This window comes from Novipirellula sp. (assembly GCF_041583735.1).
In the GTDB taxonomy this organism is placed as follows: domain Bacteria; phylum Planctomycetota; class Planctomycetia; order Pirellulales; family Pirellulaceae; genus Novipirellula.
The window spans coordinates 1-15,545 of sequence record NZ_JBFHFD010000145.1 but is presented as its reverse complement, the minus strand read 5'-3'; the positions used below and the strand labels follow the sequence as shown (position 1 = coordinate 15,545).

At 55.5% G+C, this 15,545-nt stretch carries 9 protein-coding genes; 5 read left to right on the top strand and 4 right to left on the bottom strand.

The window, feature by feature from the left end:
• Window positions 1-367: 367 nt before the first annotated feature.
• Window positions 368-1,621 carry a PQQ-binding-like beta-propeller repeat protein gene (locus ABX962_RS13075; RefSeq protein WP_372720057.1) on the bottom strand — a complete coding sequence of 418 codons (1,254 nt, stop codon included), beginning with the start codon at window positions 1,619-1,621 and terminating at the stop codon, window positions 368-370.
• A 236-nt stretch (window positions 1,622-1,857) separates the two neighbouring features.
• Between ABX962_RS13075 and ABX962_RS13070 the strand changes: the two genes are divergently transcribed.
• Complete coding sequence (locus ABX962_RS13070; protein WP_372720055.1) at window positions 1,858-3,036, top strand: DUF3500 domain-containing protein; 1,179 nt, start codon at window positions 1,858-1,860, stop codon at window positions 3,034-3,036.
• A gap of 1,422 nt (window positions 3,037-4,458) precedes the next feature.
• Here ABX962_RS13070 and ABX962_RS13065 read toward each other — a convergent pair.
• The 3 genes from ABX962_RS13065 to ABX962_RS13055 all read right to left on the bottom strand — a co-directional run bounded on the left by ABX962_RS13065 (window position 4,459) and on the right by ABX962_RS13055 (window position 8,464).
• Window positions 4,459-6,987, bottom strand: a complete 2,529-nt coding sequence (locus ABX962_RS13065; RefSeq protein ID WP_372720053.1) for a protein kinase — start codon at window positions 6,985-6,987, stop codon at window positions 4,459-4,461.
• Between the two features lie 7 nt (window positions 6,988-6,994).
• Window positions 6,995-7,705, bottom strand: coding sequence for a hypothetical protein (locus ABX962_RS13060; protein WP_372720051.1), 711 nt, complete (start codon window positions 7,703-7,705; stop codon window positions 6,995-6,997).
• 159 nt (window positions 7,706-7,864) lie between these two features.
• On the bottom strand, window positions 7,865-8,464 hold the full coding sequence (locus tag ABX962_RS13055; RefSeq protein WP_372720049.1) for a sigma-70 family RNA polymerase sigma factor: 600 nt from the start codon (window positions 8,462-8,464) through the stop codon (window positions 7,865-7,867).
• Window positions 8,465-8,750: 286 nt separating this feature from the next.
• Here ABX962_RS13055 and ABX962_RS13050 point away from each other — a divergent pair, with 286 nt between their 5' ends.
• From ABX962_RS13050 to ABX962_RS13035, 4 genes are all read left to right on the top strand, one after another.
• Entirely contained in the window at window positions 8,751-11,588 is a 2,838-nt protein-coding gene (locus tag ABX962_RS13050; RefSeq protein ID WP_372720047.1) for a sulfatase-like hydrolase/transferase, read from the top strand.
• Window positions 11,589-12,215: 627 nt separating this feature from the next.
• Window positions 12,216-13,448: a DUF6786 family protein gene (locus ABX962_RS13045; RefSeq protein WP_372720059.1), complete on the top strand. Its 1,233-nt coding sequence runs from the start codon at window positions 12,216-12,218 to the stop codon at window positions 13,446-13,448.
• Between the two features lie 70 nt (window positions 13,449-13,518).
• Window positions 13,519-14,463 carry a ThuA domain-containing protein gene (locus ABX962_RS13040; protein WP_372720045.1) on the top strand — a complete coding sequence of 315 codons (945 nt, stop codon included), beginning with the start codon at window positions 13,519-13,521 and terminating at the stop codon, window positions 14,461-14,463.
• Between the two features lie 29 nt (window positions 14,464-14,492).
• The coding region (locus ABX962_RS13035; RefSeq protein WP_372720043.1) for an SGNH/GDSL hydrolase family protein at window positions 14,493-15,545 on the top strand (1,053 nt) is incomplete at its 3' end.

Genomic DNA, 15,545 nt, shown 5'->3' with positions numbered 1-15,545 from the left:
CTCTTTGAACACCCGAGTCATGCCTGAAAAAATCCCGGGGGTTCGGGGGCTGGCCCCTGAGCACGCGGGATGCAGCACCTAACAACTATCAAAAAGTTGTCTCACTGTCGTTGACACATTCCGCCGAGCGAAGCACGGGAGAGGTCGGACGGGCCCCTCAAGGCCTCGTCCGGGTGAGGGCCGCGGTGGGCATCCTTGAAGCATGGTTCGATTGAGATTGCTCGGACAGCCCTCACCCGAGCATTCGCTGAAGGCTCTGCTCGACCTCTCCCAAACAAGTTTGGGAGAGGTGACATACCGCATGTCCCTCGCCTGAGCGAAGTTTGAGAGAGGTGACTCCGCTACGTCAATTATCGCTGCGATAGTCCTACGGGGTTCCAACACAGTACAGCGACTGGTTACTGCGTAGATACAGCTTGCCTTCGCTTACGGCGGGCGAAGCATTGAAGTCGGTGTCATCGCCAGCGAACTTGTTTTGCGAGACCGGTTTAAATTCGTCACTCGGAGCGTAAACAATCGTTCCGCTGCGGCGAGTCACGACGTAAATGTTCTTGCCGATCAACACCGGTGACGCGTAGACGGGGCGACCGCTTTCTAGATTATCCACTCGTGATTTGTAGATCACTTCTCCGTCTTTGGCCGATGTACAGTAGGCAATGCCTCGATCATCGATCCAATACAAACGTCCTTCCTGCAACAGCGGTGTGGCAACATAGGAACTGGAACGATTTGTCCACTGAACATGCGAGTCGGTGACGTCGTCCTTGCCGCCAAGCTTGACGGCGATACTGCCCGAGGCTCGATAGCCGCCAAAACTGTAGACCGTGTCACCATCGACAATCACCGACGGCGTGACGTTGCCGGTCATCGGCGACTCACAATACCACCGCAGTTTTCCCGTCCGAGGATTCATCGACCAAATCTCGCCAGGAACGCTGATCACCAACTCCGGTTCGCTGTTTGGCAGCGTTACGATACGCGGCGTACCGTAGGTCAGTTCCAACATGTCGGCATCTTGACGCCAGATTTGTTTGCCCGTGGCTTTGTCCAACGCGATGATCGCTCGCGACTCTTCGGCCGCGTTCACGATGACGCTGTTTTCAAACAGCACAAGACTCGATGCGGATCCCCATTGGCGATTGCTCGATCCTTTGCCGACATCGAAGCTCCAATTTTTCTTGCCATCTAGACTGATCGAATGCACGCCTCCTTTGCCGAGGAAAACGTAAACGTTTTCGCCGTCGGTCACTGGGGTGTTACTGGCGTACCCATGTTCGGTGATGTAGCCCTGGTATCGGTCTTCGCGATAATCGATCGAAAAATCGACAGCCCAATTCTGCTGGCCATTTGTTTTGTCGAAACTGATGACTTGACGTTTCGCTTCCGACCCGCTGACGTAACACGTGACAATCACTTGGTCGCCCACGACGATCGGACTCGACGAACCGGATCCGGGCAGACCGACTTTCCAAAGCAGGTTCTCGGTTTCGCTCCAGGTCGTTGGCACCGTATCGGACGACCGGGCTTGTCCGCCAGGCCCCAGGAACTCAGGCCAAGCCGCATTGCCGACGCTCGCGGTCAGGACCCATGTAACAACGGTAAGAAGGGAGCAGATTTGCATGGCAACAGCTTAGGCTAATGGTCTTGTGACGCGAAGAGATCGGAAATAAAGGCGGATCGAGTTCAATTAAATGGATGAGAATAAAGAGAAACATCAGCGAATAGGGCGACCGTGATTTTCACGATCCGGGAACCACTCGCTGGATCGACTACGTTAATATGCGTAAGATCTGTCAGTAGCGCCCCCTGATACCGGAAAAAATCTCGAGAATCCTCCCACCAACCACTGAGAAACCAATGATAAGACATCACCGATGGATTGCCGCTTCCGCCATCTTGCTAATGGGCACCTGTGTCGTTGTTTATTCACAGCGTCCGGGCGGTCGGCCTGGTCGCGCACCCGTGGTCGACGAACCGTTCGTCGGAATCGTCACGTCCGAAGGTATCCAACGTGACCTGTTTTCAATCAAGTCCACTGGCGTGTCCACCGCGCCGGTTCGCGAGGCGGCCGACGCATTCTTGGCCGGATTGAATGACGATCAACGCAAACGGACGGTCTTTTCCGTGGACGATTCCGAGTGGCGTCAGTGGGACAACCGGCACCGATCGCCACGCCAAGGCGTTGGCTTTGACGAAATGTCCGAAGCGCAGCGAAAGCTGGCTTTTGAAATGATTGGGCAAAGTCTGAGTGCCAAGGGGCTCAAGAAAACCAAAGACATCATGAAGCTCAACGGCACGCTGGCCGAACTCGCCAACAACTTTGACGAATACGGAGAGTGGCTGTACTGGGTCACGATCATGGGCGAACCCTCCAAGACCGAACCGTGGGGTTGGCAACTCGACGGACACCACCTCGTCATCAACTATTTCGTGTTGGGCGACCAAGTCGTGATGAGCCCCGTCTTCATGGGCTCGGAACCGATCGAAGCCAAGGGCGGAAAATTCAAAGGCACGATCGTCATGCAAGACGAACAGAACAAGGGCCTTGAGTTCATTCAGAGTTTGACGGACGACCAGCGGTCCAAGGCGATCGTGATGCAGAACAAGGATGGCAACAATAATCTAACCGAAGCGTACAAGGACAACGTCGTCCTTGATTACGCCGGCATCGCTGGATCAGAACTCAGCGACCAGCAGAAGAGCGGGCTACTCAATTTGATCGAAGAATACGTCGGCAACATGCGTCCAGGTCACGCAAAGGTTCGCATGTCGGAGGTCGAAGAGCACCTTGATGAAACCTACTTTGCCTGGATTGGCGGAACGACCGACCAGAGCGTTTACTACTATCGAGTCCACAGCCCGGTGATCTTGATCGAGTTCGACCATCAGCGACGAGTAGCCCCATTTCGTACCGCCGAGCCTACACGCGACCACATTCACGCCGTGATCCGCACGCCCAACGGAAACGACTACGGCAAAGACCTGCTGCGTCAACACTACCATGACCACGACCACTCGCACCCACACTCTCATTGATCGATGAGGGCACCCGGTGCTATACGAGAGCGTCCGGCTCAGGCCAGAGGCCGATACACCCGCTGCCGTGGCCGCAAGGCCACGGCGTGAAGTAATTGAGCGGCATAGCACTTAGACGCGAACATTTCCCTGCTGTTAATCTTTCTGTCGTTACATCCGGTGCAGAGAAATGTTGTGTACCGCGACGACGCTTGGCCAACGATAAACGTAGCGCGTAGCGAGTCCCACGATTGCCGTTCGGTCGTAGGCATGCTGACGGGTTTACAGGAAAATGTGGGACAGGAAGATAAGACGATGGTGGGTACCCGTGACCCGAGCCCCCGCGTTCGTCGCTTCCCCCATTTTCTAACCTTTCATCTTTTAACCTTTCTTCACCTACCAAGTGCGAGACATTGGTGTTGAATGAAGCGGCATTGCCATTGGGCTCAAACATTTTTCTGCCCTCCTCCATTTTCCTGCCCAACCTTGGGTTGCATGGAGTGACGTTTGTCATCAATTTGCGCCTTTGCAGCGACTGAGCGACAAGTTGAAACGGTGAGCTCGGATCACCGTAAGATCGACCGTTCAGTTCACTTGCTTTTAATCTTTCTGTCGCACCCATCTTTCTGTCCTCACATCCGGTGCAGGGAAATCGAAACTTGACAGTAAACGGTATACGTTGCGCGTAGCGAGTCCCACGAATTCCGTTCAGTCGCAGGCATGCTGACGAGTTTACAGGAAAATGTGGGACAGGAAGATAAGACGATGGTGGGTACCCGTGACCCGAGCCCCAACGTTCGTCGTTTCCTCCATTGTCTAACCTTCTATCTTTTAACCTTTCTTCACCTGCCAAGTGCGAGACATTGGTGTTGAGTGAAGCGGCATTGCACTTGGGCTCAAACATTTTCCTGCCCCCTCCATCTTTCTGCCCAACCTTGGGTTGACCGTTGTGACACCTACCATCGATTTGCAACGTTGCAGCGACTGCGGAACAAGTTGAAGCGGTTAGCTTGGATCACCACAAGATCAACGGTTGAGTTTCCCTGTTTTTAATCTTTCTGTCGCACCAATGTTTCTGTCCTTACACCCGGCGCGAACGACGTCATTAGCGGAATACGAGTGTACGGTGTGCGAGGCGATCTTAGCGAGTCTCGAGGGGAGAGGACTCTGCTGAAGGGTAGGCAAAAAAATGATGGACAGAAAAATAAAACGCGGAAGGGGTATCCGTGACCGGAGCGTTCAAACGGTAACAGGGCTTTGTCAGTCTTTGATTTTGAGATAATGGATCTTGCTGAAGATTCTTCCCGACTCGTGAAACGAGGAGCTTTAGCAAGCTCCACTACGGTTGAAACCGCCGATGATCTCTGCCTACCTGCTTACGCCGCCGATCCCGGCGTGATGACACGCGTCTTTGCGGATGATCGGTTGCTACGGACAGCCGCGTCATGGACTCGATAGGGCTTCGATGATCTGCTGCGTCTGGACGACGAACGGATGGTCGCGGTCGGCAGGAGCGATTGCGTTGATGTCTGCGGCGGCGTTTGCGATCGCTTCGCCAGCCGCCTCCTGGTTGCCTTGCAAATTGTGAACTTCCGCAAGCGACCGATACAATAACGCTCGCCAGCACCGATGGGAAAGATTCTCGGGTGCTGCGTTGACTAACGTGGACTGCATCGCCAACGCCTTTTGCAACTGATGATTCGCTTCGTCGAAATCCTTGTCCGTTCGCGCCAAGTTGAACATTTTATGACGAATGTGGACTTCCGATACGACGAAGATCGGTGTGTTGGGAAACTGTTGTTGCAAGGTTTGCAGCTCCGCCAGAGCTTCACCGAGCCGTGTTGCCGCTTCGGATCGCTGCAGCCTCGTTTGGACTTCGCGCCGCAAATTCACCGCTGCCAAGGCTTCGACCAACGTGTATCGCACCGTGGTATCGTTGGGCGAAACCTCCAGTTGTTGCCGGAGGATTTCAATGGCGCTCTCAAATCGCGCCCGTTTCGCCGCGGGCCGTTTTTCGATCCGTGATTGTGCCAGCCGAACTCGGGCACGCAGCGTTACGACGGAACTGGTGCTGTTACCAGTTTCGTGCAGCGTATCAAGCAACTCGTCCGCCGTCCTCAGGTGCATCCTACGCTCCCGTGGCGGCTTGTTTCCCTGAGACTCAATCCGCATTCGCTGTGGCGGTGCATCGCCGAGGCCGACGTGAGCACGTGCGACTTGCAGCATCGCTTCGGTGTTGCTCGTGGCAAGTCCACTCGCTGCGGACAAGGCTGATTCAAAGGCTTGTTCGGACTCATCAAACCGGAGCTCCACCGCAAAAACGTCCCCCAGTTCATTCTGCAATCGAGCCATTAAGGATCGGCTCTGCTCATTCGATAAACCCGCGGTCGCGCCGCGGGTCCGGAGCACATCGATGCCATGCTCGAGCGACTCGATCGCGTCGGACGTGTGGCCGAGTTGCCGCTGGATCAACGCCAGCCGGATCGTGGCGCGGATCATTTGCTTGACGATATCGGGCCGGGTTGGCGATTGCTGAGAGAGTCGTTCGTAGAGTGGTTGGATGCTTTGCAGAACGTCCGCCGTATGCGGCGACGGATTCAGCGAGTAGGTGGTCGCGGCGGTTTCGTCGAAACCGACATCGCTGATGCTAGACGCCGGCACCGAAACCATGTCGACAACCCCGTCAAGCGATTGAAGCGCGAGGTCCACCGTTTGCTCGGATTGACGCAGCGCGGTGTTAGTCCGCCGATTCGCTGCGTAGGTCATCCACCAACCGCCGGTCGACGCCAGCGTTGCGAGTACGAGCGAAGCGGCGGCGACCGTCGTGGCCGTCGCCATCTTCGGGTTTCGCCGACACCAGCGAAACAATCGTGCTGCGGCGGAAGTGCGGCGTGCGTGGATCGGTTCGTCGGCCAGATAGCGATCCAAATCATCTCGCAGCTCCGCCGCCGTTTGATAACGATGCGCCGGTTCATGACTGATCGCTTTGTCGTTGATGGTTTGCAGGTCAAGCGGGATGTCGCCGCGTAGGCTACTGAGTGGCTTGATGCGATGCTGGAGAACCGATTCCATCAATAGGTGCGGGTCGGATTCGCTGAAGGCGGGAACGCCGGCGACCATTTCATAGAGCGTCAAACCGAGTGCATAGATATCACAACGCGCGTCGGATTGGCCGCGGAATCGTTCCGGTGCCATGTATCGCGGACTGCCACTGAGCGCGCGAGTCATAGTGGGATCATCGCGTGTGTTTCGAGCGAGTCCGAAATCGGTGACTTGTGCGGTCCCGTTTTCGTCGATCAAGACGTTGGCAGGTTTGATGTCGCGATGCAAGACTCCGTTGGCGTGGGAATAGGCCAATGCGTCTGCGATTTGCCGACCGATTTGCGCGGTCTCTCGAAAGCCGAACGCCTCGGTTCCACTCGCGGCGATCCGTTTGTCGATCGATTCGCCTCGAACCAATTGCATCACCAAGTAATGCGTGCCATCGGTTTCTCCGGTCCCAAAGATGGGCACGATGTTCGAGTGATGCATGGCGGCCGCGGTCATGGCTTCGTGTTGGAACCGCGCGAGTGCCTCGTCGTCGAGCAAGCTCTGCTTGGGCAACACCTTGATGGCAACTGTCCGCGTCAGCGACTCTTGCATCGCCTCGTACACAATCCCCATACCACCGCGACCGATTTCGCGAACAAGTCGAAAGTCACCAAGCTGCTCGATCAATCGGCCCGCCAGCGTCGCGCTGCCGTCTTGCTCGGCTTGCTCGTCCACTTTGACCTTTTCGACCGACAACGCGAGCGGAAAGACGCGGCGAATCGGCTCGCTCAATTCCGGATGGCGGATCGCGTACTCTTCGATCGTGGGGCGATCGCCGTTTCGATATCGGGCAATGAAATCGCTGGCCAACACATCGACGATGGCATAGATGTCGTTGTCGTCGTCGCAGTTATCAGGATCGGCGATTTCGGAATGGATCATACGAGCATCAGTTTCCGCCGCCACGGCGACCTTGCGTGGGACGGTTTTTCATTTCGAGGTTTTCGGATCCAGGTTGAAGTCGGTTGCGGCGAAACTGTGACGCCAGCACCAAACGTTCACTCTGGTCCAGCGTACCATTTTTGTCTGCATCAGCGATCGCAAATGCATCGTGCATGTGCTCGGGCAGTTCCGATAGGCTGAGCAACCCGTCGGTGTTGACGTCAAACGCCAAGATTTGGTTTGCAAATGCTTCGTCACTTTGAGCGGAATCACCGCCGCGTCCGCCACTGCCGCCATCTGGTCCTCCCTGCCCACGACCACCAGGACCTTGTTGTCCGGGACCACCTTGGCGTCCACCAGGCCCGCCCGCGCCGCCTCTCTCGCCACCACGCTGGCCGGCGGGACCGCCCGGGGCACCAGGACCATTTGGTCGCAATTCTTCGGCGGTCAAACGTCCATCCCGATTTCGGTCTAGCTTGCGCAACGCGACTGCGGCGGCATCAATTTCGGCAGCCGATAGTTCGCCATCGTTGTCCGCATCAAAAATCCGCAACAGTGGCGGCGTCTGCTGTGTCCCGCCTTGTGGTCCCCGCATGCCTCCGCCTGATTGCCCCCCACGACCGCCGCGTCCACCCGGTGTTTGAGCCAGAGCAAGCGAATTACCGAGAGAAAGCAGCATCGCGCAGGAGACGGAAAGCAGTACAAATCGTTTCATCATTGAGTCCGGGGAAGTGGAGTATTGCGAGCGGGATAATACAGTGAACCCCACGACGCCGGAATTTCTACAGGTAATCTGCACTGCTTTCTTCATTTTGCGGGGCCAATACTCTTGGCGAGTTTCGCTACTGATAAGTTGAGATGAAAAACCAAGCAGCCATCACATCCGTTCCAGCACGTTTCTTAGACGTTCTAGCGCCCGGACGTAGCGAATGCTGGCTGCCTTGGGGGAAATCCCCAGCTCGATCGCAACCTCTTGATTGGTCAATTCTTCGAAGTGGCGAAGCGCGACCACTTCGCGGTCGATCTCGTTCATTGTCTCGAGCGAATTTCTCACTTCCGCGATCAATTCCTTTTTCACCGCCGCTTGACTGGGCGAAGTCAAATGGGCGACGAATCGCTGCGAAAGGCACGCGGATGTTTTCCCCCAATCGCTGCCGAAACTCGCCCCCGACTCTCGCAATGTCGATCTGGATTCGGTGGCCAGATGACGACGATGGACGCGGCTGAGTGTCTGTTGAGCAACGAGCCGTAGCCACAGGAAAAACGACGGAAAATCACCGCTGAGGAAATGCGACAGCCTCTTTTCCGCATCCAAGTAAACTTCCTGAACCACGTCGTCGGCGTCGACGCGAGCACGAACTTGGTCGTTCAAACGGAAGTGAATGATTTGCCACAGACGCTCGCGATGGAGCGCAAACGCATCGGAAAAATGCGTCACCTCTCCGCGTCGCAACGACTGCTCTAAATCTTCAATCACAAAATCTCAACAAAGCGAGTAGATTGGCTGGGATAATCGGGTTTTAAGCTGGTAGAGCGAAGGCTCGGTAGCCGCTTGGGCCAACACTGTGAAGCATTTTCTGGTAGCGGAACTCGTCAAGAGTTTCGGCGAGACATACGTCAATCAAACGAAAGTCTTGACGACTTCCGCTACGCAAAATTAGTGGTGACTCACAATGTCGCGGCAACCATCGACGCTCTGGCGAGCGTCGCTACAAAACGCAACAGTAAGAACCAATCCCACGTCTCTCAACAGCGAAAATCCAATGGCACTTCCAATTCTAACCCCGCCCCGACGAAAAGCGACCGTTGGAAAACGGCTCGGCCTTGGTCAACACCTACTCGTTGCGTTCGTTGGCTTCGTGATCGCTTGGCAGTCGTCCGTCGTGATGGCTCAGCACAATGTCGTCGTCCTGTTGGCCGATGATCTCGGGTGGGGCGATGTGGGCTTTCATGGGGGCACGGCTGAGACCCCGAACATCGACCAATTGGCGGCCGAAGGGGTCCAGCTGGATCGCTTTTACGCCTATCCCGCATGCAGCCCCGCGCGGGCCGCGATGTTGACCGGGCGTTTCCCGCACCGCTACGGAATCACCGGGCCGGTCCGTGATCGCGACGCGGGGCTGCCCGTCGACGAACGACTGATCACCGCCGATTTTAAAGCTGCCGGCTACCAAACCAGCTTGATTGGCAAATGGCATTTGGGCGGTTCCAACCAACCCGGTGCTCATCCGAACCAGCGTGGGTTTGATCATTTCTACGGATTCATGGATGCATCGGTCGACTATTTCCAGCACACCACGGGTCGAGGGAAACTCGATTGGCAACGCAACGGGAAAACGGTCAACGAACAAGGCTACGCCACCGATCTGCTTTCGGAAGAAGCTGCCCAGCAGATCCGGTCACGCGATAAACGCAAACCGTTTTGCATGGTCGTCTCGTTCAGCGCCCCGCACAATCCATTCCAAGCACCCGAGCATCTGATCGCGAAATATCAAGGACGTTTGAATCAGCGCGACGCCACCTACGCAGCCATGATCGACTCGTTGGATCAAGGCGTCGGTCGGATTCTGAAAGCGATCGACGACCAAACGATTCGCGACGAAACGATTGTCGTTTTCGCGTCCGACAACGGAGCGGTTCGAATCGGAACCAACGCCCCGTTTCGGGGTCAGAAACGAGAGGTCCTCGAAGGAGGCATCCATGTCCCGTGCATCATTCGATTGCCGGGCGTGTTGAGGCCGGGAACCCAAAGCAAGCAGCTCTTTGCAATCCACGACCTGCTGCCGACGCTGGCTGCCGCGACCAATGTGAAGCTGCAAAACCAAAAGCCGCTGGACGGAGTGAATCTGTGGGCGAGTCTCAAAAACGGAACACAAGTCGATCGCACCGTTGTCGTCGCTGAAAACGACCACGCGATCATTCGCGGCGATTGGAAACTCATCCAACCCACCAGCGGTGCGATTGAACTGTACAACCTTCGCTCCGATACCGCGGAATCAACCAATCTAGCCAGTCGTCAGGGGAAGGTTGCCGCAGATTTGCTAGACCAATTGACGCTGTTTCAACAGCATGTTCGCAACGATGAACCGGCGGCGTCCAATGGCGAGTTGCATGTCGCCGAGAATAACAACACGGAAACCAATGCCACCATCACTTTGCCGCAAGAAGGTGAATTGCTCGCTCGTGCAGAACTGCGTGGTGATGCGGCCTATGGCGTGCTAGGCAATCGTCACGTCGAATCCAACGGCTCGGGCGTGCGGCTGTTTTCGGCCGAAGACCGAAACGGCGATGGCGTGATCGCGGGTGAAGCGACGTTGGAATCCTCGCAAGTCACAGCCGACCAACGCTGGTACCGTTTCTATATCTCGGGGCTCGCCCAAGACAATTTCCAAGTCGATCAAGACGACTTGTACTTGAAGGTCGAATTCCTGCAGAAAAACGGCGACTCGTTGGATCTGATCAAAGAATGCATTTACCCGCAGGTGTTGCGTGAACGAAAGGATTTTCGAGACGAAGCCACTAACGAAAGTCTTGGCCACGCGACGTGGCGAACTTACGCCATGGATTTCCGCACTCCGTTCGCCGAAGTCGATTCGCTCAAGCTAAGCGTTGGTTTTGCCTCCGGCAAAGGTGAAGGCAAACGCACCGAGTTCTGGATCAATTCAATGAATCTCGAACCGATCGATGCACCGGCGAGCTACCAACCGGCCAAAGCGACGGCCGACGAATTTCCGCAACCCGATCCAAAATCACTGGTGTCACTTGGTGGACGATGGTACTTCGATCCCAAAGGGGGCGATCGCACGGTGCCAAAGCAATTCGATTACACCAACGACGATCAACTGCTTTATAAAACCGATCAGTTCGTAGCCCCGTTTGCCGGCAACATGAGTTCATGGTTGCGAGCGGGCTACTTGGATTTCGATGGCAACGAAGTGACCAAGGACGTATTCAAACCGTACGCGGTCATCATCAATGTCACGGACACTCACATCGTGATCCGCAGCCGCAACTTGCCCAATCACCCCACCGCGACGTTTCCCGATCGTTGGCGGATGCTCGACGGCAACCCGTCGTACATCAAAGAACAAGCCAACACACACTACTTGCCACTTCAGCCCAAAGTCGATCCCAACGCATTTGCGATGGACGAAAAAAATTCAAACCAAGCACTGCCGATGGGACCGATCGGGGTGGCGACCAATGGGGTGATCTTCTTCAATCCATTCGACCATATCTTTGAAACCGATGCGGTTTGGCGATTAGACCGTTGCTGTGGTCACCCCAGCCCGCAGCAGCAATATCACTATCACAAGTATCCGGTTTGCGTGAAAACGCCATGGAGCGATGAGGGGCACGGACACTCGACCGTCATCGGTTTTGCGTTCGACGGTTTCCCCGTCTACGGACCTTACGAAGCGGCAGGCGTGTTGGCGAAAGACGACCGAGCGAATCCGCTCAACGATTTCAACCTTCACGAAGATGCCGACCGCGGACCTCACTACCACGTCACTCCCGGACGTTATCCGCACATCATCGGCGGCTATTGGGGCGAGCTCGACCCGATGAACGGACGTCGACGAAACGCTACCCGCGGCTAGGCACTGTCTGAGAACGCATCAGAGGCGAAAACCTGGTAGCGGAATTCGTGAAGAATTTCGATTTATCACTGGGTTATGCCATGCTGCCGAAAGTCTTGCCGACTTCCGCTACGGTTTTCAGACAGAGCCTAGAGGCCAATGCCATCTACTTTAATAGCGGTGCAGCGCGAGCCGCCCGGTCAATATCGAACGTTTAACTCGCCGCAACCGCGCGGCTCGCGCCGCTCCGCTATAGAAGGCCCCTATCTCGTGCCAATGTAGACGGCATCGAGCTTCCGCTGCGGGCTCGGCGATTCTCTTTTTGGAAGCGACGTCGAGGACGACCAACTTCGAACCTTGCGGGTTCGAAATCACATCGGTTTTGCTAGCTGGCGAGCCGAATTGGCTTGGTTAATGTCGCAAAACATTAACCTAAGGTCGCAAATCATGATCCTATCGGCAATATAATGGATCATAATGCCCTCTTGGCGCCCGGTCTTTGCGATCCTCGCTTCGTCTCGGCCGTGTCGTCTCGCCACAGGACCTTTAAAGCCGATCCGGCAACCGAGACGCGAATATCCCTCCTGTAAATCCCTCCGTAGAAAGATGAGACCCAAGATGAGACGTTTGAGCCCATGGTTGTTGGGGATGTTCTGTTCCGTCATTTCTTTCAGTCAGAGCCCTACTGTGTTAGCACAAGAATCAAATCAAGTGACCAACGGATTTCGTGAAGACCTCTCGTTTCTGAAGCAGCACACCGACATCATCACGTTGACCAACGGCGAGGCCGCAGTCGCCGTGGCTCCGGCGTATCAGGGACGTGTGATGACCAGCACGGTCGATCGCGAAAACGGAGTCAGCTTTGGTTGGATCAACCGCAAGGTGATCGAGAAAGGATTGCTTTCGGAGGAGGAACGCAAAGGCAAACTCGAAGAACACATCTACATCTTCGGTGGCGAAGAACGATTTTGGCTCGGTCCCGAAGGAGGCCAATTTGCATTGTTCTTCAAACCGGGCAGCAAGTTCGAATTTTCGGATTGGAGGACTCCTGCAGCGATCGACACCGAACCGTTCGAACTCGTCCAACAATCGAGCACGACCGCCAAATTCAAACGAAATTGCAAACTGACTAATTTCAGCGGAACGCAATTCGTGATGGGGATCGAACGATCGGTGCGTCTGCTCGATCAAGCCGCCATTGCCAAGGTTTTAGAAACAGATTCGATCGACGAATCGATCAAGTATGTTGGCTACGAGACCGACAATCGGCTGACCAATCGAGGCGAAAACGCGTGGACGAAGCAGACCGGCATGCCGTCGATTTGGATCTTGGGGATGTACAACCCATCGCCGAAAACAACGATCGTGATCCCTTTCAAACCCGGTGACGCCGCCGAGCTTGGCCCCAAAGTCAACGACACCTATTTTGGAAAAGTGCCGCCGGAATATTTGAAGGTCGATGACGACGTTTTGTTCTTCAAAGGGGATGGCACGCGTCGCGGCAAGATCGGCATCACACCAGAGCGATCATTGGGAATCGCAGGCAGCTACGATGCCGAAGGGCACGTTTTGACGATCGTCACCTACAACGTCCAAGACGCACCCAACGGTTTCGTCAATTCGATGTGGGAAATGCAGAAGGAACCGTTCAAGGGTGACGTCATCAATGCCTACAACGACGGATCGCCTGCTCCCGGCGAACCACCGCTTGGGCCATTCTACGAATTGGAAACCTCGTCACCGGCAGCCGCGTTGAAGCCGGGTGAAACGATGACCCATGTGCAACAAACGTTGCATCTGCAGGGCAGCGAAGACGCATTGGACCCGATTGCCCAACGACTGCTTGGCGTTCATTTGGATGAAATCCGAGTGACTCAGTAGTTCAGCCGTTCTCATCGAAAGAGGCCCTCACCGCATCCCGCATCAACCACGACCTGGAGCTCGCAAGTCAATGAAAAATCAACGATTTCGGCCTTACTTCTCGAGTGCGTCTGTGGTCAACGCAAATGCATTGCGGTGGCGGACCTCGTGGCAATGGACCATGGCGATGTTCATCGTCGCATTTCACGGGCTCACCGCAGCTCCGGCCATTGCCGAGAAGCCGCATGCCGTTCTTGTCGTCGGGACGCTGCACTATTCGCCGGAACTCAGCATGCCGCTGCTTGCCGAGGAACTCGAGCGATTTGGATTTCGCACGACGGTGGTAATGGGCAAAGGCGATCCAGAAAAGAAACGCGACAATGTTCTGCCCGGTATCGAGGCGTTGGCTGATGCTGATTTGGCAATCTTCTTTATGCGTTTTCTGCAGTTGCCTGATGACGAGTGGCAGCCGATCGAAGACTACGTGAAATCGGGCAAACCCATCATCGGGCTGCGGACCGCCAACCATTCTTTCAAATATCCCGCGGCCCATCCGCGGTCCCATTGGAACGACGACTTTGGTCGCCGCGTGCTTGGGACGCCTTACATCGTGCATCAATCCAGCGAGACCGAAATCAGTGTGATCGAAGAATCACGACAGCACCCGATCATGACCAATGTATCAAAGTCGAATTGGACATCGCCGGGGACGCTCTATCTGACGCGTTTCGAAGAGGGTGTCGTTCCGTTGGTCAATGGCAGCGGCAAAGGCCGACGTCGTGAGCTGAAGAAATCGTTTAGTGTCGTCCAGGTTCAAGAGAATGAAACCGATACCGTCGCCTGGGCGTGGCAGAACGAATGGGGCGGAAAGGTATTTGGAACCTCCTTCGGTCATCCCGGTGACTTTGCCGAAGAATCGTTTGTCCGCATGCTGATCAACGCTGCCTGTTGGGCCGTGGATCGACCGCTTCCGCAAGCCGATGAAACGATTTCGACTTGGGAAATCCAGCGACAAGATAAAAAGCCGAAGAAGTAATGCATCTCGATCGAAAAACGCTGACAACCATGATTAGAAAACCTCATTCCATCATCGTGCTTTTGTTTTGGGCCGTGGCCGTTTCGACGGTTTCAGCCGAATCGCCGCTTCCGTCTGAATCGCCCATTCGACCGGGGGATCGTATTGCGATTGTTGGCAACACGTTTGCGGATCAATTGCGAATCCACGGCTATCTTGAAACGATGTTGCTGCAGCGTTGGCCAGACAATCCGGTCTCGATTCGCAACCTGGGTTGGGGTGGCGACATGCTGAACGCGCGTGATCGACCGACCAATTTTCCCGCTGAAGAAGAAACATTGTCGGCACATCGTACCGATGTGATCATCGCCTGTTTTGGGATGGGAGAATCCTTTGCAGGCGAAGAGGGGGTGCAATCGTTTCAAGCCGCCGTCGATGCATGGATCAAATCACTCGAGGGCAAAACGTACAACGGTAAATCTCAAGTGCGTTTGGTCCTGGTGTCGCCGATTGCCAACGAACCGCTTGGAAAATTGACGCCTCGGCACGAGCAACGCGACCGAGAGCTATCGGCATACAGCCAAGCGATGAGCGAAGTGGCCATCGCCGCTCAGGTTCCCTTTGTCGATCTCTATCAAACTTCGCGTTATTTGATGGACGAGCCGATCGGTCCCAATTTCACGACTAACGGCATCCATTTGAATTCGTATGGGTACTGGGCACTGAGTCATTACCTATTCCGTGGCCTCGTCCAAGACGATCTTGCTTCGCCGCAACCACCATGGCGAATCTCCCTCGACGCGGCGGATTTGACGGTACAGGCCAATGGGCTTGCGGTTTCCGATACGGCTCGCACCGACGCGGGATTGACGTTTCGAGCCACCGAGTTGATTGCCCCGACGTTGCCACCACCTACCGACAAAGACCTGCCGCCGCAGCTGCATCATTTTCGTGACTCGCTGACGATCGCCAATCTTGCACCGGGAATCTACGAATTGGCCATCGACAATGTCTCTGTCGTCACCGCTAGCCATGACGATTGGGCTCGCGGCGTCACGATCGACACTTCGCCGGCTCACCAACAGGCCGAAGCATTTCGTGCT